Origin of the sequence: Brucella gallinifaecis, assembly GCF_006476605.1 — a bacterium.
GTDB lineage: Bacteria > Pseudomonadota > Alphaproteobacteria > Rhizobiales > Rhizobiaceae > Brucella > Brucella gallinifaecis.
This window is the reverse complement of record NZ_ML636803.1, coordinates 56,041-75,405: the sequence shown is the minus strand read 5'-3', so window position 1 is coordinate 75,405 and position 19,365 is coordinate 56,041. Positions and strand designations below refer to the sequence as shown.

Below are 19,365 nucleotides of genomic sequence, written 5' to 3'. Positions count from 1 at the left end.
CTCAGGCATTCTTTAATTGGGAGCGTAATCCAGCAGGATTACGCGAACTTCTTTTGGATTTCCTGTGCGACCGCAGTCGGGACCGGCTCATAATGGTCAAACTGCATCGTATACTGTGCACGGCCCTGAGACATCGAACGCAGGTTGTTCACGTAACCAAACATGTTGGCCAGTGGAACATTTGCGTTGACGACCGTGGCAATGCCGCGGGCTTCTGTACCGGAAATCTGACCGCGACGCGAATTCAGATCGCCAATAACGTCACCAACGTAGTCTTCAGGGGTCACAACTTCGACCTTCATGATTGGTTCAAGAAGCTGTGCGCCAGCCTTCTGTGCACCTTCGCGGAACGCAGCGCGGGCTGCGATTTCGAAGGCGAGAACCGAAGAGTCAACATCGTGATATGCACCATCGATAAGGGTCGCCTTCACGCCGAGCATCGGGAATCCGGCAAGCGGACCTGCACCCATGACGCTTTCGATACCCTTCTGAACGCCCGGAATGTATTCCTTTGGAACAGCACCACCGACGATCTTCGATTCAAAGATGAAATCATCACCTTCATGTGGTTCGAAAATGATCTTGACGCGAGCAAACTGACCCGAACCACCCGACTGCTTCTTGTGGGTGTAATCGATTTCAGCCTGACGGGTGATCGATTCACGGTAAGCAACCTGCGGCGCGCCGACATTTGCTTCAACCTTGAATTCGCGCTTCATACGGTCGACGAGAATGTCGAGATGAAGCTCGCCCATGCCAGCGATGATCGTCTGACCGGATTCTTCATCCGACTTGACGCGGAACGAAGGATCTTCAGCAGCAAGACGATTAAGCGCGATGCCCATCTTTTCCTGGTCAGCCTTGGTCTTTGGTTCAATCGCGATTTCGATAACCGGATCAGGGAATTCCATGCGTTCAAGAATAACCGGCTTCAGTGGATCGCAGAGCGTATCACCCGTTGTGGTTTCCTTGAGGCCAGCCAGAGCAACGATGTCGCCTGCAAAAGCTTCTTCGATGTCTTCACGCGAGTTTGAGTGCATCTGCAACATGCGGCCGATGCGCTCACGCTTGCCCTTGACGGTATTTTCAAGCGAAATGCCCTTGGTCAGCTTGCCCGAATAGATACGGGCGAAAGTCAGCGAACCAACGAACGGATCGTTCATGATCTTGAATGCGAGCAGCGAAAGCGGTGCCTCATCCGAAGATTCACGTGTTGTTTCGGTTTCTGTCTTAACGTCGATGCCCTTGATCGCAGGCACTTCATTCGGAGCAGGAAGGAAATCAACAACAGCATCAAGAAGCGGCTGAACACCACGGTTCTTGAACGCAGTACCGCACAGAACCGGATGGAACTGAACAGCAATTGTACCCTTACGGATCAGCGCACGAAGCTCGTCATTCGTAGGCATATTGCCTTCGAGGTAAGCTTCCATGGCCGATTCTTCAACTTCGACAGCCGTTTCGATCAGCTTTTCGCGGTATTCTTCAGCCTTGGCCTGCATGTCAGCCGGAATTTCACCGACAATGGTGTCACCACCAATAGAACCATCCCAGGTGTAGGACTTCATTTCGATCAGATCGATAACGCCCTGGAATTCTGTTTCTGCACCAATCGGCAGCTGAACGACGAGAGCAGTCGCACCAAGACGAGTCTTAATCATCTCTACACAGCGGTAGAAATCTGCACCGATCTTGTCCATCTTGTTGACGAAGACCATACGCGGAACGTGATACTTTTCAGCCTGACGCCAAACAGTTTCAGTCTGCGGCTCAACACCGGCATTCGCATCAAGAAGTGCAATTGCACCATCAAGAACACGCAGCGAACGCTCAACTTCAATCGTGAAGTCAACGTGGCCCGGGGTATCGATGATGTTGAAGCGACGCTTCTTACCATCACGGCCCTGCCAGAACGTGGTTGTCGCAGCGGAGGTGATCGTAATACCACGTTCCTGTTCCTGCTCCATCCAGTCCATGGTCGACGCACCATCATGGGTTTCGCCGATCTTATGGTTCTTACCGGTATAGAAAAGGATACGCTCGGTCGTCGTCGTTTTACCGGCGTCGATGTGAGCCATAATACCGAAATTGCGGTAGTCTTCGATTTTATATTCGCGGGCCATGTTTTTGCTCTTTGAATAGGTTTCGACGATTACCAGCGGTAATGCGAGAATGCGCGGTTGGCTTCAGCCATGCGATGCGTGTCTTCACGCTTCTTCACAGCAGAACCACGGTTATTTGCAGCATCCAGCAACTCACCGGAAAGACGATCAACCATCGTGGTTTCATTACGTCCACGAGCTGCATTGATCAGCCAGCGGATGGCAAGTGCCTGGCGACGTTCTGAACGCACATCGACCGGAACCTGATAGGTTGCACCACCAACGCGGCGCGAACGGACTTCAACGTGCGGAGCAACATTGTCGAGCGCCTGATGGAACAGCGCGACCGGCTCTGACTTCGCCTTGGCTTCGATTGCTTCAAGCGCACCGTAAACAATGCTTTCAGCAACCGACTTCTTGCCATGAAGCATCACTGCGTTCATGAACTTCGTGATTACGAGATCACCAAACTTTGGATCCGGGTTAATCTCGCGCTTCTCAGCTTTATGGCGTCTGGACATTTAGTCTCTACTTTCAATTACATCGGGCTCAACTCGTCATCTTGACGGCCGGTATCCCCGGAAAATTCTTACTTAGGACGCTTCGCACCGTACTTAGAACGACGCTGCTTACGGTTCTTGACACCCTGTGTATCAAGCACACCGCGGATAATGTGGTAACGCACACCCGGCAAATCCTTGACGCGACCACCACGGATCATAACAACCGAGTGCTCCTGAAGGTTGTGACCTTCACCAGGGATATAACCGATGACTTCAAAGCCATTGGTCAGACGGATCTTTGCAACCTTACGAAGAGCCGAGTTTGGCTTCTTAGGGGTCGTTGTATAAACGCGGGTACAAACACCGCGCTTCTGTGGGTTTGCCTGCAGAGCAGGAACCTTATTACGCTTTACCGGTGCAGTACGCGGCTTGCGGATCAACTGGTTTACGGTAGGCATTGAACCTTCCTCTATAAAAAATCTCGTATCAGCGCCCCATAAGGGCCGTTTCACCGAAATGATCATGCACAAATTCGGGACGAGCCACTCCATCAGCGGCCACCCCGAACAAAAGCAGAGGAAGCAGAAGCTTCATGCGAACGGCAAGTTGCATTTCGATCGTAAAACGAACCCTGTTTGAGGCGAACTCCAGAGCGTGTCGCTCCAAAAATGCCAGCCTCACATCGGCTCAGATGGGCTGCTGATACGTGTTTGTGGGCGTTTCGTCAAGAGCAGGACGCCAAGTTTCTTAACCAAAAGGCCATGTGGCCGCCTTTTGGGACCTACTGGTAAGGTTCTTGCGCCCGTTGCGGGACGATATAACAAATATTTCGCGGCAAAACTGTCATTTTCTTGTGTCAGCATAGCGCCGGACACCAACAATCGTTATTGGAACACATCCGAGTCGAAATACAACACAATATTAAGGGATTTTTAATGTCATCCACATCCAACGATTCGCCAATCGTTCATCTGGTCATTGCTGATGTCTGGAACGAAGGTGAAGAAGAATCTATCGAAGTTCATCTTCTGCTGAAATCAGGCGACGACGAAGATCTCGTTCAGACCGTTCTCGCGATCCTTGCTGAAGAAGGATACCATGAAGCCGAGCTGGTTGAGATGGGAACGATCACCGAAGAACCAGAAGAAGAACCCCATAAAAGTGCATGGCACACAGCTCTCACTGGTGAAGTTGCACTGATCGAATTTGAAGGCGACGAAGAAGAAGAAGAAGAATAGGTCGCAAGTCAATGGGCGGAAACTGTACCCATTGCAAGATAACAAAGGGCGGCTTCACACTGCCCTTTTTTGCCCTCGAAGCTGCAAACAAAAAGGCCACCCCGAAAGGTGGCCTTTTTTAGTTTTAAGATTACGCGCTTTATTCGGCTGCGTTATTGGTCATGTCTGTCAGCATAGCATTGGCTTCTGCAGAACCCGTCGACTTGCGTCGCTCGTCGATGATCAGATCATCACGGGCTGTAGCTATGCGACGGATCTGGTTGGTCATGCCGCCGGTACCAGCCGGGATAAGACGTCCAACGATGACGTTTTCCTTGAGACCCTGCAACGTATCCATCTTGCCTGCAACCGCAGCTTCGGTGAGTACGCGTGTGGTTTCCTGGAACGACGCTGCCGAGATGAACGAAGGAGTCTGCAACGAAGCCTTGGTAATACCAAGCAGAACCGGATTACCCGAACCTGGCTTCTTGCCTTCTTCGATCAGACGATCATTGACTTCATCAAGTTCGATGCGGTCAACATGATCGCCCGGAATATAGCCGGTATCACCGGATTCCGTGATCTCGATCTTCTGCAGCATCTGACGAACAATCACTTCAATGTGCTTGTCGTTGATCAGAACGCCCTGCAAACGATAGACTTCCTGGATTTCATTCACGAGATAGGAAGCAAGTGCTTCCACACCCTTGATCGCCAGAATGTCATGCGGTGCCGGATTACCGTCGAGGATATATTCACCCTTTTCGATAACGTCACCATCCTGAAGATGGAACGGCTTGCCCTTGGGGATCAGATACTCAACAGGCTCGATCGTATCGTCGTTTGGCTCGATGATGATGCGACGCTTGTTCTTGTAATCGCGACCAAAGCGGACAGTACCATCAATCTCTGCGATAACGGCATGGTCCTTCGGACGACGAGCTTCAAACAGTTCCGCAACACGAGGCAGACCACCGGTAATATCCTTGGTCTTGGCACTTTCCATCGGCAGACGCGCAATAACGTCACCCGCATTGACATGAGCACCCGGCTCAAACGAAAGGATCGTTTCAACTGACAGCAGGAAGCGAGCTTCGCCACCCTTCGACAGTTTTGCGATCTTGCCGTTCTTGTCCTTGATGACCATGGCAGGCTTGAGATCCGCACCACGTGGTGTCGAACGCCAATCAATGACAACGCGCTTGGTGATACCGGTGGATTCGTCAGCTGTTTCAGAAACCGACAGACCATCAACGAGATCTTCGAACTCGATATAGCCTTCAACTTCCGTGAGGATCGGACGGGTATATGGATCCCATTCAGCAATACGCTGACCGCGCTTGACTGTATCACCTTCATCAACGAACAGGCGCGAACCGTAAGTTACGCGGTGAACTGCCCGTTCCTTGCCTGTCGCATCAACGATCAGAACCGCCATATTACGACCCATGACAACCAGGTTGCCATCGGAGTTACGCACCACATTACGGTTACGCAGCTTGACAGTGCCTTCATACGAAGCTTCGAGATACGAGCTGTCAACAACCTGAGCAGTACCACCAAGGTGGAACGTACGCATGGTCAGCTGAGTACCCGGCTCACCGATTGACTGTGCAGCAATAACGCCGACAGCTTCACCCTGATTAACAGGCGTACCACGTGCAAGGTCACGACCATAGCACTTGGCGCAAACGCCATTGCGGGTTTGACATGTCAGAGCCGAACGAATGCGGATCGACTGAATGCCGGCCTTTTCGATAATTTCGACGTCTTTTTCATCGATCATGCGGCCAGCTTCGACGATAACATCGCCGGTTGCCGGATTGATGATCGGATCAAGTGCCGTACGACCAAGAACGCGCTGACCAATTGGTGCAACGATCTGACCGGCATCAACGATTGGCTGCATGGTGAGACCGATTTCGGCGCCGCAATCGACTTCCGAAATAATCGCATCCTGTGCAACGTCAACCAGACGACGTGTCAGATAACCCGAGTTAGCGGTCTTCAACGCGGTATCGGCAAGACCCTTACGGGCACCGTGTGTCGAGTTGAAGTATTCGTTAACGGTCAGGCCTTCCTTGAAGTTCGAAATAATCGGCGTTTCAATGATTTCACCCGACGGCTTGGCCATGAGACCACGCATACCACCAAGCTGACGCATCTGGTTGACCGAACCGCGGGCACCCGAATGCGACATCATGTAAACCGAGTTCATCTGCTTCTGACGTCCAGTCACCGGATCGAACTCAACAGCCTTGATACGGGCCATCATTTCTTCGGTGATCTTGTCAGTCGCCTTGCCCCAGGCATCAACAACCTTGTTGTATTTTTCGCCCTGAGTGATCAGGCCGTCATTATACTGCTGTTCATACTCGGTCGTCAGAGCTTCGGTTTCTGCAACGATCTTCGCCTTCGAGTCAGGAATGACCATGTCATCCTTACCGAACGAAATACCGGCGCGACATGCATGAGCAAAGCCGAGCTGCATGATGCGGTCACAGAATATAACCGTCTCTTTCTGACCGCAATGACGGTAAACGTGATCGATCATCTTGGAGATGTTCTTCTTCGTCATCTCCTGATTACAGATGTCAAACGACACATTCGGGTGCTTTGGCAGCAACTCACCCGTGATTAAACGGCCAGGCGTTGTGTCGTAAACTTTGGAAACGACATTGCCTTCCGCATCAACAGTCTTGAAACGGCCCTTGATCTTTGTGTGCAGCGTGACAACCTTGTTCTCAAGCGCATGCTGCAGTTCGCCCATATCGGCAAACATCATGCCTTCGCCCGGCTCCTTGTCTGCCACGATCGACAGATAATAGAGGCCCAGAACCATATCCTGCGAAGGAACAATAATCGGAGCGCCGTTTGCCGGATGCAGGATGTTGTTGGTCGACATCATCAACACACGGGCTTCAAGCTGCGCTTCAAGCGACAAAGGAACGTGAACAGCCATCTGGTCGCCGTCAAAGTCAGCATTAAACGCTGTACAGACGAGCGGATGCAACTGAATGGCCTTGCCTTCGATCAGCGTGGGTTCGAACGCCTGAATACCAAGACGGTGCAGCGTCGGCGCACGGTTCAGAAGAACCGGATGCTCACGGATCACTTCGTCAAGAATATCCCAGACTTCCGGACGTTCCTTTTCAACCAGCTTCTTGGCCTGCTTGACGGTCGAGGAATAACCCTTGGCATCAAGGCGAGCATAGATGAATGGCTTGAACAGTTCAAGCGCCATCTTCTTGGGCAGACCGCACTGGTGCAGTTTCAGTTCAGGACCGGTCACGATAACCGAACGACCGGAATAGTCGACGCGCTTACCAAGAAGGTTCTGACGGAAACGGCCCTGCTTGCCCTTGAGCATGTCAGAGAGCGACTTCAATGGACGCTTGTTGGCACCCGTAATTGTACGGCCACGACGACCATTATCGAACAACGCATCAACAGCTTCCTGCAGCATACGCTTTTCGTTACGGATAATGATGCCCGGTGCGCGCAATTCAATAAGACGCTTGAGACGGTTGTTACGATTGATCACACGACGGTAAAGGTCGTTAAGATCAGACGTCGCAAAACGACCGCCATCCAGTGGAACCAGAGGACGCAGATCCGGCGGGATAACCGGAACGATCTTCATGATCATCCACTCAGGACGATTGCCGGATTCCATGAAGTTCTCAACGATCTTGAGACGCTTCATCAGCTTTTTCGTCTTCAGTTCCGATGTGGTTTCTGCCAGATCAACGCGCAAATCTGCGGCAATGTTCGGAAGATCCATCGAAGCCAGAAGTTCAAAAATAGCTTCCGCACCGATAAGGGCTGTGAACTGATCTTCGCCGAATTCATCAACGGCAATCATATATTCTTCTTCCGAAAGAAGCTGATGCTCTTTCAGGGAAGTCAGGCCCGGTTCGGTAACGATGTAGTTTTCAAAATACAGAACGCGCTCAATATCCTTGAGCGTCATGTCCAGAAGCGTACCAATACGCGATGGCAGCGACTTCAGGAACCAGATATGAGCAACAGGTGCTGCAAGCTCGATATGGCCCATGCGTTCACGGCGAACCCGTGAAAGTGTAACTTCAACGCCGCACTTTTCGCAGATAATGCCTTTATATTTCATACGCTTGTACTTGCCGCACAAGCATTCATAATCCTTGATCGGGCCAAAGATACGTGCGCAGAAGAGACCATCGCGTTCAGGCTTGAACGTACGATAGTTGATCGTCTCCGGCTTTTTGATCTCGCCGTATGACCAGGACAGAATCTTCTCAGGGCTGGCAATCGAGATTCTGATGGAATCGAACGTCTGTGCCGGAGCCTGAGGATTGAAAAGATTCATGACCTCTTGGTTCATGCCGTTCTCCTTGAGGGCGATCCCCGCCCTGTGTGTCGTCGATGACAGGCTGAAAGTCCCTGACATCTTGAAAAGAATTCGCGGTATTACGCAGTTTATCTGCACATTCCGTTTGGCATTTCGTTTACACAAATCGCTCTGCGCTATTGCTGGAAATGCTTTACGGGCGCGCCACGGCAAAACCATGGCGCGCCTTGATGCTTTTTATTCCGCCGCGTCCGGAAGTGCCGGCTGCTCGTCGCGTGTGTCATCCAGCTCGACATTGAGTCCGAGCGAACGCATTTCCTTGACGAGAACGTTGAAGCTTTCCGGAATACCGGCTTCAAACGTATCGTCGCCACGAACAATGGCTTCGTAGACCTTGGTACGGCCTGCAACGTCATCGGACTTGACTGTAAGCATTTCCTGCAGCGTGTAAGCCGCACCATATGCTTCCAGAGCCCAGACTTCCATTTCACCGAAGCGCTGACCACCGAACTGCGCCTTACCACCAAGCGGCTGCTGGGTGACAAGCGAGTAAGGTCCGATTGAACGGGCATGGATCTTGTCGTCGACCAGGTGGTGAAGCTTGAGCATATAAATATAGCCCATAGTCACCTGACGGTCGAACGGCTCACCCGTACGTCCATCGTACAATGTCGACTGACCTGAGGTCGCAAGACCTGCATCTGTCAACATCGCATTGATGTCAGCTTCAACCGCACCGTCAAAGACCGGCGTTGCGATCGATACACCGCGTTTCACCTGATTAGCCAGCATGAGGACAGAATCGTCATCATAGGAGCGAACAGGCTCATTGCGGTCGTTGTCCGGATAGATGTGCTCCAGCGTATCGCGCAATGGCTGAATATCTGCCGTCTTGCGATAGACATCAATCAGCTCACCGATCTTCTTACCCATGCCTGCGCATGCCCAGCCAAGATGTGTTTCCAGAATCTGGCCCACATTCATACGGCTTGGAACACCAAGCGGGTTCAACACGATGTCAGCATGCGTACCGTCTTCGAGGAATGGCATGTCCTCGACAGGCAGAATGCGTGAAACCACACCCTTGTTGCCGTGACGGCCAGCCATCTTGTCGCCTGGCTGAATCTTGCGCTTAACAGCAACAAAGACCTTGACCATCTTCATGACGCCTGGAGGCATCTCGTCGCCGCGCTGTACCTTTTCGACCTTATCCATGAAGCGGGCTTCAAGCAGCTTCTTGGATTCATCGTACTGGCCACGCAGAGCTTCGAGTTCGCCCTGATGCTTTTCATCTTCGACAGCAAACTGCCACCACTGCGAACGCGGATACTCGGACATAACATCGCGGGTAATTGTTGTGCCCTTCTTGAAGCCCTTAGGGCCAGCAGCAGCAACCTTACCGTCGAGCATGTCAGTGAGACGGCCATAAACGTTACGGTCGAGAATAGCCTGTTCGTCGTCGCGGTCCTTGGCAAGACGTTCGATCTCTTCGCGTTCGATCGCCATTGCACGTTCGTCTTTTTCAACGCCGTGGCGGTTGAATACACGAACTTCAACAATGGTACCATACGTGCCCGGAGGCATACGCATCGAGGTATCACGAACGTCAGAAGCCTTTTCACCGAAGATAGCACGCAGAAGCTTTTCTTCCGGTGTCATCGGGCTTTCACCCTTCGGCGTGATCTTGCCGACGAGAATGTCGCCAGGATGCACTTCCGCACCGATATAAACGATACCAGCTTCGTCGAGGTTTTTCAGTGCTTCTTCCGAAACATTCGGAATATCGCGGGTGATTTCCTCAGGCCCAAGCTTTGTATCACGGGCAGCGACTTCGAATTCCTCAATATGGATCGAGGTGAAGACGTCTTCCGACACGATCTTCTCGGAAAGAAGGATCGAATCTTCGTAGTTGTAGCCGTTCCAAGGCATGAACGCGACGAGCACGTTACGGCCAAGAGCCAGATCACCAAGATCGGTTGACGGACCATCGGCAATGATGTCGCCCTTACCGATTGGATCACCAACACGTACAAGCGGACGCTGGTTGATACAGGTCGACTGGTTCGAACGCTGGAACTTCTGCAAACGATAGATATCAACGCCAGACTTCGACGGGTCGAGGTCTTCGGTCGCGCGGATAACGATACGTGTTGCATCAACCTGATCGACAATACCAGCACGGCGGGCAGCAATGGCCGCACCTGAGTCACGGGCAACGACAGCTTCCATACCGGTTCCGACGAACGGAGCTTCCGCACGAACAAGCGGAACAGCCTGACGCTGCATGTTCGAGCCCATGAGAGCGCGGTTCGCATCGTCATTTTCAAGGAACGGAATAAGCGCTGCAGCAACTGAAACAAGCTGCTTTGGCGAAACGTCCATCAGATCCACGTTTTCACGCGGAGCCATCATAACTTCGCCAGCGTGACGGCAAATGACGAATTCGTCAACGAAACCGCCCTGCTCGTCCAGCTCTACGTTTGCCTGAGCAACCGAGTGCTTTGCTTCTTCCATAGCCGACAGATAGACAACGTCATTTGTCACCTTGCCATCGACAACCTTACGGTATGGGCTTTCAATGAAGCCATATTTGTTGACGCGGGCAAAGGTTGCAAGCGAGTTGATCAGACCGATATTCGGGCCTTCCGGCGTTTCAATCGGGCAGATACGACCATAATGCGTTGGATGCACGTCGCGGACTTCAAAGCCGGCACGCTCACGGGTCAGACCACCAGGTCCAAGAGCCGAAAGACGGCGCTTGTGGGTGATTTCCGAAAGCGGATTGGTCTGATCCATGAACTGCGACAGCTGCGACGAGCCGAAGAATTCACGAACAGCCGCAGCAGCAGGCTTCGCATTGATCAGATCCTGCGGCATGACCGTATCGATTTCGATCGAGGACATACGTTCCTTGATCGCACGTTCCATACGCAGAAGACCGACGCGATACTGATTTTCCATCAGCTCGCCAACCGAACGCACACGACGATTACCGAGATTGTCGATATCATCGATTTCGCCGCGGCCATCGCGCAATTCAACCAGCATCTTGACGACTGCCAGAATATCTTCCTTGCGCAGAACGCGTACGGTATCTTCTGCATCAAGATCAAGACGCATGTTCATCTTGACGCGACCGACAGCAGACAGGTCATAGCGTTCTGAATCAAAGAACAGCGAATGGAACATGGCTTCAGCCGAGTCCATTGTCGGAGGCTCACCCGGACGCATCACACGGTAAATATCGAAAAGAGCTTCCTGACGGCTTTCATTCTTGTCAACTGCCAGCGTGTTGCGGATATATGCACCGATATTGACATGATCAATATCGAGAACATTAATCTCGTCTACACCTGTATCAAGCAGTGTCTTGAGAACCTTCTCGTCAATTTCATCACCGGCTTCGAGATAAATCTCACCCGTTTCGTAATTGACAATATCTTCAGCAAGATACGAACCAAAAAGATCGTCTTCGGTTGCCTTGATGAACTTCAGGCCCTTTTCAGCAAGCTGCTTCGCGGAGCGAGCGGTCAGCTTCTTGCCGGCTTCAAGAACAACTTCACCTGTGTCGGCATCAACAAGATCAGAAATGATCTTCATGCCCTTGAAGCGTTCAACCGAATAAGGGATGCGCCAGTTATCACCATCACGCGAATAGGTGACAGTGTTATAGAACGTCGAGAGAATTTCTTCGCCGTCCATACCAAGCGCCATAAGAAGCGTCGTAGCGGGAAGCTTGCGGCGACGATCAATACGCGCATAGACCACATCCTTGGCATCAAATTCGATGTCAAGCCATGAACCGCGATAAGGGATAACGCGTGCAGCAAACAAAAGCTTGCCCGATGAATGTGTCTTGCCTTTATCGTGATCAAAGAACACGCCCGGGCTGCGATGCATCTGCGATACAATAACACGCTCGGTACCATTGACGATGAAGGTGCCATTATCTGTCATGAGCGGCATATCGCCCATGTAGACATCCTGCTCCTTGATGTCCTTGATGGACTTCGCGCCGGTATCTTCATCAATATCGAACACAATCAGACGCAAGGTTACCTTGAGAGGTGCAGAATACGTCAAATCGCGCTGACGGCACTCGTCAACATCGAATTTTGGTGCATCAAATTCGTAGCGAACGAATTCAAGCATTGAAGAGCCGGAGAAATCCTGAATAGGGAAAACAGACTTGAAAACGGCCTGCAAACCCTCGTCAGAACGCCCGCCAACGGGTTCCTCAACCATGAGGAACTGGTCATAAGATGCCTTTTGAACCTCAATGAGGTTAGGCATTTCCGCGACCTCGGGAATCTTACCGAAAAATTTGCGTACGCGCTTGCGACCATTGAAAGAATGGGTCTGAGCCATCGTCGCTCCTCGTTCTATAGCCTTACGGCTTGCTCACGCCTTGCGGCCTTTATCGTGCGCCGCCTTTCGGCGGTCCTTCTAACGGGCTAAAACCCGTTTCCTGAAAGCCCCTTCAAGGCTTTCAGGAAAAGGGTTTAAAAAGATCAGAACGTTCTAACTAAAATCGCCCTGACTATGATTTGCATAAAGAGAACCTGTATTCGCGCTTTTCGTTTCTTTTCATGCATTTACTCCAGATGCAAGCCCAGAGTTAAATAAGCGTTAAACTGGCGGATGTTTCCATCCGCCAGTTTAATGAACTTACTTAAGTTCGACCTTAGCGCCAGCTGCTTCGAGCTGTGCCTTGAGCTTTTCAGCTTCGTCCTTAGGAGCGCCTTCCTTAACAGCCTTAGGTGCACCTTCAACGAGGTCCTTGGCTTCCTTAAGGCCAAGACCGGTAATGCCGCGAACTTCCTTGATCACGTTGATCTTGTTTGCGCCACCTTCGACGAGGATAACGTCGAATTCAGTCTTTTCTTCAGCAGCAGCGGCAGGAGCGCCACCAGCAGCAGCAACAGCTACAGGAGCAGCTGCAGAAACGCCCCACTTTTCTTCCAGAAGCTTCGAAAGCTCAGCAGCTTCGAGAACGGTCAGAGCCGACAGGTCTTCAACGATCTTTGCGAGATCAGCCATTTTGGTATTTCCTTGAGTTAAGGTTTGAACAATTGACAGCGAAAAACGGCCTTACGCCGCCTCGTTCTTCCGGGCGTGCGCGCCAATAACGCGAGCGATCTGGCCCGCTGGTGCGCTGGTAAGTACTGCGAGACGCTGTGCCGGGGTCTGGATCATTCCAACCAGCTTTGCGCGCAGTTCGTCGAGCGATGGGAGCGAAGCAAGCGACTTCACGCCTTCGGCGTTCAGTGTTGTTGCGCCCATTGCACCACCAAGGATAACGAGCTTGTCGTTGGCCTTGGCGAATTCGACGGCTACTTTCGGAGCGGTAATTGGGTCATTTGCATAAGCAACAACCGTCTGACCTGTAAACAGATCAGAGATACCTTCCGATTCCGTGCCCTGAAGAGCGATCTTGGCAAGGCGGTTTTTCGCGACTTTAACGGTACCACCAGCGTCACGCATCTTTGAGCGAAGGTCGCTCATCTGCGCAACAGTGAGACCGGTATAGTGGGCCACGACGACCGAACCGGATTCTTTAAAAGCTCCGTTCAGCCACGAGACAAATTCGCGTTTTTCCGCTCTATCCACTGTCTCTCTCCAGTAGACAAGACCACATGGCCTTGCCGGGTTGCCTTTGCCGGACGAACTTCACAGTCAGCCCGACGTTCGAGGATCCTGTCCCCTTCAGCTATCCTGAAAATCAGGCATCACTCAAAGGCAACTACGGTTCAAACCTTGCATGCACATTCGTGCGAAACAGGGTTATTCCACGTCTCATGCAGGCCATATGTTTAAGGATTATCACCCGAAGATGAAATCCGCCTGCAATCTCGGACAGGATAACCGGACTTTCGTCCGGTTATCCGGATCTTGCGATCCGGAATTCTTGTACTTTCGTCTGTTAAAACAGCACAGGTGCACAACCTTTTTCCTCTCCCGAAGGAGAAGACAGGCTCCGGCGAACCGGAGCCATAAAATCAGGCGACATCCTTGACGGTTGCCGGATCGACCTTGACACCTACGCCCATGGTCGACGAAATCGATACGCGCTTGACGTATTCACCCTTGGCAGCCGAAGGCTTTGCCTTGATAACCGCATCAGCAAAAGCTTTGATATTTTCTTCAAGCTTCTGATTGTCGAACGACACCTTGCCGATACCGGCATGGATGATACCAGCCTTCTCAACGCGGAATTCAACTGCACCGCCCTTGGAAGCAGCAACAGCAGCAGCCACATCAACAGTAACTGTACCGACCTTAGGGTTTGGCATCAGACCGCGTGGACCGAGAACCTTACCAAGACGGCCAACAAGTGGCATCATGTCCGGTGTCGCAATGCAGCGGTCAAAGTCGATCTTGCCGCTATTGACGGCTTCAAACAACTCTTCTGCACCAACGATATCAGCGCCGGCCTTTTTAGCTTCCTCAGCTTTGTCGCCACGTGCAAAAACCGCAACGCGAACAGTACGGCCAGTACCATTTGGAAGATTGACAACGCCACGAACCATCTGGTCAGCATGACGCGGGTCAACACCGAGATTCATAGCAATCTCGATGGTTTCGTCAAATTTTGCGACAGCACGCTCTTTAACCAGACCGATTGCAGCGGACAGATCATAAAGCTTGTTGACGTCAACGCCTTCACGAATTTTAGCAATGCGCTTGGAAATTTTCGCCATCTTATTAGCCCACCACTTCCAGGCCCATCGAACGGGCAGAACCTTCGACCATGCGCATAGCTGCTTCGATATCAGCTGCGTTCAGATCTTTCATCTTCGCTTCAGCGATTTCACGGACCTTGTCACGTGCAATCGTGCCAGCCTTTTCCTTGCCTGGAGCCTTCGAACCGGACTTGAGGTTCGCAGCCTTCTTGAGGAAATAAGTCACCGGGGGCGTCTTCATCACAAAAGTGAAAGACTTGTCCTGATAATATGTAATCACGACTGGAATAGGGGAACCCTTTTCCATTTCCTGCGAGGCAGCATTAAATGCCTTACAGAATTCCATGATATTGATGCCGCGCTGACCCAGAGCTGGACCAATCGGAGGCGATGGATTGGCCGCACCTGCTGCTACCTGGAGCTTCAGCTGGCCTGCAATTTTCTTAGCCATTGCATTCTGCCTTCATAAAAATACCGGAAACCGGCGTTCTCGATTAATGCCGGAAACCCGGCTCTCGACTGACGTCAGTAATCTGACTGGCAGTTCGGTGGTCCGAGATCAGTGACCGGCTAAGCCACCTGCCCTTCCACCTTTTTTTCACCTATTACGGTGAGAACCCCGAAGGGTTAAATGATCAAAGCTTATCAACCTGACCATATTCAAGATCTACAGGCGTAGCACGCCCGAAGATGGAAACTTCAACCTTGAGACGTGCACGCTCTTCATCGACTTCCTGAACGATGCCATTAAACGAGGCAAACGGACCATCGGAAACACGGACATTCTCGCCGATTTCAAAGGTCACAGAAGTCTTCGGACGTTCAGCTCCGTCCTGAACCTGGTTCAGAATCTGATCGACCTCTTTCTGCGAAACAGGAACCGGCTTTGAATCACCAAGGAACCCGGTTACACGCGGCGTATTCTTGATCAGCGAGAACACAGCATCCGTCAAAGTCGCCCGAACAAGAACATAGCCGGGAAAGAACTTGCGTTCTGCATCGACCTTGCGGCCGCGACGCACTTCAACAACCTTTTCAGTTGGCACAACAATCTGCTCGATAAGATCAGAAAGACCCTTCTGAGCAGCTTTCAGTTCGATATCCTCAGCCACCTTCTTTTCGAAGTTGGAATAGGCATGAACAATATACCAGCGTGCTGTCATCGCGAAACTCTCCAATCCTGCTTAGCGACCTAGGCCAAGTATAAATTCTACGCCATAGGCCATAAGCTGATCGGCAAGAAAAAAGAATGCAGCAGCCAGAAAGGCCATAACCACAACCATGATTGTGGAGATGATCGTTTCACGACGGGTCGGCCAGGTTACCTTAGCCGTTTCGGCCCGAACCTGCTGAAAAAAGGTGATCGGATTCGTCTTGGATGCCATCTGCCACTCTGCCTGCTTGGTGAATCACTGTTTTTGAAACAAAAATCGAATCAAAGACAGAAACCCACACCTATACGGTACGCATAGCTGAAAACTCAGCCCCACGCACCGCGTGTCTGTTGACGTTACATAGAATCGATTCCCAAAAAAAACAAGCCCAATAGTTAAAAGAACACTATACAGGCTTATAAGTGGTCCGATCCTTACAAAATCCCCTGCCATATTATTCAATCATACGACAGCGAACTTACCAGTTCAAAATACAAAAAACGGGAACCCATAGTCAAACCATGAATTCCCGTCTGAATGGCAGGGGCAGCAGGGTTCGAACCCGCGACCTACGGTTTTGGAGACCGTCGCTCTACCAACTGAGCTATACCCCTATGAGGCACCTAGAGTGCCAGACTGGCGGCAATACCGCCAGTCAAATCTGATTACTCGATGATCGAAGCGACGATGCCTGCACCAACGGTACGGCCACCTTCACGGATAGCGAAGCGGAGCTTCTCTTCCATTGCAATCGGCACGATCAGCGTAACGTCAACAGTGACGTTGTCGCCTGGCATGACCATTTCCGTGCCTTCTGGCAGGGTAACAACACCGGTCACGTCAGTCGTACGGAAGTAGAACTGTGGACGGTAGTTGGTGAAGAATGGTGTATGACGACCACCTTCGTCCTTGGTCAGAATATAGGCTTCTGCCTTGAACTTGGTGTGTGGCTTGACCGAACCTGGCTTGCAGAGAACCTGACCACGCTCAACGTCTTCACGGCCAACGCCGCGAACCAATGCACCAATGTTATCGCCTGCCTGGCCCTGATCGAGCAGCTTGCGGAACATTTCAACGCCGGTAACAGTCGTCTTGCCTGTTGCCTTGATGCCGACGATTTCAACTTCTTCGCCAACCTTGATGATACCGCGCTCAACGCGACCGGTAACAACAGTACCGCGACCCGAAATCGAGAACACGTCTTCAATTGGCATCAGGAATGGCTGGTCAACCGGACGTTCCGGGGTCGGAATATATTCGTCAACAGCAGCCATCAGGCTACGGATTGCATCTTCGCCGAGTTCTTTTGATGAATCTTCGAGCGCTGCAAGAGCCGAACCCTTGATGATTGGTGTTTCATCGCCAGGGAAATCGTACTTCGAAAGAAGCTCACGAACTTCCAACTCAACAAGTTCAAGAAGTTCCGCATCATCAACCTGATCGCACTTGTTCAGGAACACAACGATCGCAGGAACACCAACCTGACGGGCAAGCAGAATGTGCTCGCGCGTCTGTGGCATCGGGCCGTCAGCTGCCGAAACAACCAGAATAGCGCCGTCCATCTGCGCTGCACCGGTGATCATGTTCTTCACATAGTCAGCGTGACCTGGGCAGTCGACGTGAGCATAGTGACGGTTCGCAGTTTCATATTCAACATGCGACGTCGAAATGGTGATACCACGAGCCTTTTCTTCAGGCGCCGCATCAATCTGGTCATAGGCCTTGAAGTCACCAAAAAACTTGGTGATCGCTGCGGTCAGCGAGGTCTTGCCATGGTCAACGTGACCAATCGTGCCAATGTTAACGTGGGGTTTGTTACGTTCAAACTTGCTCTTTGCCATCGCCGTTGTTCTCTTTGTTCTAGAACCGCTCGAGCGCCAGCACAAAAGCCCGAAAGACTCTTACGCCAGCATTTATGCCAAAACGGAACGGCGAACCGCCCGTCGATGATACCTTACTGCCTATCCGCCCTTGGAAACTGGAGCGGGTAACGGGAATCGAACCCGTGTATTCAGCTTGGAAGGCTGCTGCTCTACCATTGAGCTATACCCGCATACTCTAAACTCTAATCCGACAGTGGTGGAGGAAGTTGGATTTGAACCAACGTAGGCATAGCCAACGGATTTACAGTCCGTCCCCTTTAACCGCTCGGGCATTCCTCCTAATATCACTATCAGCAGAGTCGAGTAACTAGGCATTTCTGCAAAATATCCGGCTGGCTGTTTGGGCCGTACCATCGTTCTGCGAGGGCGCTTATGCCGATATGCGCAGCTCCTGTCAACAGGGTAAAAGTGAAAAGAATGCAGAATAATCCACAGCTTGAACATATCAAATCATACAGCATGGCAAAGAACCGCGCGAAACCGGGACTTGGCGGCTGTGCCAAACACTCGTTTCATGCCTCAAATAAAATTTCACATGCTATCTTCCCTGTTATAGACAGGATATAAGCCCGCCATGAACGATCAAAACTCTTCCCATACCCCAAAAGATTCTCACTATGCACGCTTGCGTCGCGAACATCGCGACCAGAAAGCGGCTTCCGCCGGCAAAGCACCGCACAGACCACAACGTGCGACAATTCCTGCTGGCCGAGTAGCGGAAGGCACTGTCAGGCTTTACGGCCTGCATACTGTACGCGCGGCTGTAGAGAACCCCGCACGTAAGATTTTACGCATGCGTGCTACCCGTAATGGCTTCTCTCGCCTCGAAATTGGCGAAGCGGAAAACCTGCCCTTCCCTGTTGAAATTGTCGACCCCAAAGAAATTGACAAGGAAACAGGTTCCGATGCTGTGCATCAGGGTGTCATGATCGAAGCGGAACCGCTTCGTCACAAAAAGCTTTCCGAACTTAAAGAAAGCCCGCTTTTACTCGTCCTTGATCAAGTGACTGATCCCCATAATGTCGGCGCAATCATACGTTCCGCCGTTGCATTTGGTGCCGGTGCGATCATCACCACCAGTCGCCACAGCCCGCAGGAAAGCGGAGTTCTGGCAAAGGCTGCTTCGGGGGCACTGGAACTGATTCCCCATATAGAAGTCCGCAATCTCGCAGAAGCGATTGAAGAGCTTCATTCACTTGGTTTCATGACCATTGGCCTTGATTCAGAAGGCCCACACGAAATGGAAGCAACCATGAGCGGCGAGCGCCTGGCATTGGTTCTTGGGGCTGAAGGCAAAGGTTTGCGTCAAAAAACCCGTGAAACAGTCAGTGCGCTGGCACGCCTTGATATGCCGGGTGAAATTAAATCGCTCAACGTTTCCAATGCAGCCGCCATCTCACTTTATGCGGCTGAACGTTATCTGCGCTCACGCCGATAAATCCAGCGAATCGCCCTGAACAAATATCTGGAGTGTTCTGAACACTCCAGATTCT

Annotated in this window: 15 protein-coding genes and 3 tRNA genes; 2 read left to right on the top strand and 16 right to left on the bottom strand. The window is 51.6% G+C overall.

Going from position 1 to position 19,365, the window contains the following annotated elements; all coding sequences use genetic code 11:
• Positions 1–38 precede the first annotated feature (38 nt).
• From fusA to FHY56_RS06900, 4 genes are all read right to left on the bottom strand, one after another.
• Entirely contained in the window at positions 39–2,123 is a 2,085-nt protein-coding gene (gene fusA, locus FHY56_RS06915; RefSeq protein WP_140904454.1) for an elongation factor G, read from the bottom strand.
• Positions 2,124–2,152: 29 nt separating this feature from the next.
• Entirely contained in the window at positions 2,153–2,623 is a 471-nt protein-coding gene (gene rpsG, locus FHY56_RS06910) for a 30S ribosomal protein S7 (RefSeq protein ID WP_140904453.1), read from the bottom strand.
• A gap of 68 nt (positions 2,624–2,691) precedes the next feature.
• Positions 2,692–3,063, bottom strand: a complete 372-nt coding sequence (gene rpsL / locus FHY56_RS06905; protein WP_006168377.1) for a 30S ribosomal protein S12 — start codon at positions 3,061–3,063, stop codon at positions 2,692–2,694.
• Between the two features lie 28 nt (positions 3,064–3,091).
• Complete coding sequence (locus FHY56_RS06900; RefSeq protein ID WP_168927592.1) at positions 3,092–3,271, bottom strand: hypothetical protein; 180 nt, start codon at positions 3,269–3,271, stop codon at positions 3,092–3,094.
• A gap of 221 nt (positions 3,272–3,492) precedes the next feature.
• Here FHY56_RS06900 and FHY56_RS06895 point away from each other — a divergent pair, with 221 nt between their 5' ends.
• Positions 3,493–3,843: a hypothetical protein gene (locus FHY56_RS06895; RefSeq protein ID WP_140904451.1), complete on the top strand. Its 351-nt coding sequence runs from the start codon at positions 3,493–3,495 to the stop codon at positions 3,841–3,843.
• Between the two features lie 139 nt (positions 3,844–3,982).
• Here FHY56_RS06895 and rpoC read toward each other — a convergent pair whose 3' ends face one another.
• The 12 genes from rpoC to FHY56_RS06835 all read right to left on the bottom strand — a co-directional run bounded on the left by rpoC (position 3,983) and on the right by FHY56_RS06835 (position 18,151).
• Positions 3,983–8,185, bottom strand: coding sequence for a DNA-directed RNA polymerase subunit beta' (gene rpoC, locus FHY56_RS06890; protein ID WP_140904450.1), 4,203 nt, complete (start codon positions 8,183–8,185; stop codon positions 3,983–3,985).
• A 204-nt stretch (positions 8,186–8,389) separates the two neighbouring features.
• Positions 8,390–12,520: a DNA-directed RNA polymerase subunit beta gene (gene rpoB / locus FHY56_RS06885; RefSeq protein WP_140904449.1), complete on the bottom strand. Its 4,131-nt coding sequence runs from the start codon at positions 12,518–12,520 to the stop codon at positions 8,390–8,392.
• A gap of 300 nt (positions 12,521–12,820) precedes the next feature.
• The gene (gene rplL / locus FHY56_RS06880; RefSeq protein ID WP_140904448.1) at positions 12,821–13,192 is read right to left on the bottom strand and encodes a 50S ribosomal protein L7/L12; all 372 of its coding nucleotides are present in this window, start codon (positions 13,190–13,192) and stop codon (positions 12,821–12,823) included.
• 51 nt (positions 13,193–13,243) lie between these two features.
• Positions 13,244–13,762, bottom strand: a complete 519-nt coding sequence (rplJ, locus tag FHY56_RS06875; protein WP_140904447.1) for a 50S ribosomal protein L10 — start codon at positions 13,760–13,762, stop codon at positions 13,244–13,246.
• Positions 13,763–14,151: 389 nt separating this feature from the next.
• A complete protein-coding gene (gene rplA, locus FHY56_RS06870; protein WP_140904446.1) occupies positions 14,152–14,853 on the bottom strand; it encodes a 50S ribosomal protein L1 in 702 nt (233 codons plus the stop codon).
• Positions 14,854–14,857: 4 nt separating this feature from the next.
• On the bottom strand, positions 14,858–15,286 hold the full coding sequence (rplK, locus tag FHY56_RS06865; RefSeq protein WP_140904445.1) for a 50S ribosomal protein L11: 429 nt from the start codon (positions 15,284–15,286) through the stop codon (positions 14,858–14,860).
• Positions 15,287–15,470: 184 nt separating this feature from the next.
• Entirely contained in the window at positions 15,471–15,998 is a 528-nt protein-coding gene (nusG, locus tag FHY56_RS06860) for a transcription termination/antitermination protein NusG (RefSeq protein WP_140904444.1), read from the bottom strand.
• A 21-nt stretch (positions 15,999–16,019) separates the two neighbouring features.
• The gene (gene secE, locus FHY56_RS06855; protein ID WP_024898620.1) at positions 16,020–16,220 is read right to left on the bottom strand and encodes a preprotein translocase subunit SecE; all 201 of its coding nucleotides are present in this window, start codon (positions 16,218–16,220) and stop codon (positions 16,020–16,022) included.
• Between the two features lie 307 nt (positions 16,221–16,527).
• Positions 16,528–16,603: transfer RNA gene (locus FHY56_RS06850), tRNA-Trp, on the bottom strand.
• 51 nt (positions 16,604–16,654) lie between these two features.
• Complete coding sequence (gene tuf / locus FHY56_RS06845; RefSeq protein ID WP_140904443.1) at positions 16,655–17,830, bottom strand: elongation factor Tu; 1,176 nt, start codon at positions 17,828–17,830, stop codon at positions 16,655–16,657.
• A 138-nt stretch (positions 17,831–17,968) separates the two neighbouring features.
• Positions 17,969–18,042 (bottom strand) — tRNA-Gly (locus FHY56_RS06840).
• A gap of 24 nt (positions 18,043–18,066) precedes the next feature.
• Positions 18,067–18,151, bottom strand: a tRNA-Tyr gene (locus FHY56_RS06835).
• Positions 18,152–18,446: 295 nt separating this feature from the next.
• Here FHY56_RS06835 and rlmB point away from each other — a divergent pair.
• A complete protein-coding gene (gene rlmB / locus FHY56_RS06830) occupies positions 18,447–19,310 on the top strand; it encodes a 23S rRNA (guanosine(2251)-2'-O)-methyltransferase RlmB (protein WP_140904442.1) in 864 nt (287 codons plus the stop codon).
• The last annotated feature ends 55 nt before the right edge of the window (positions 19,311–19,365 follow it).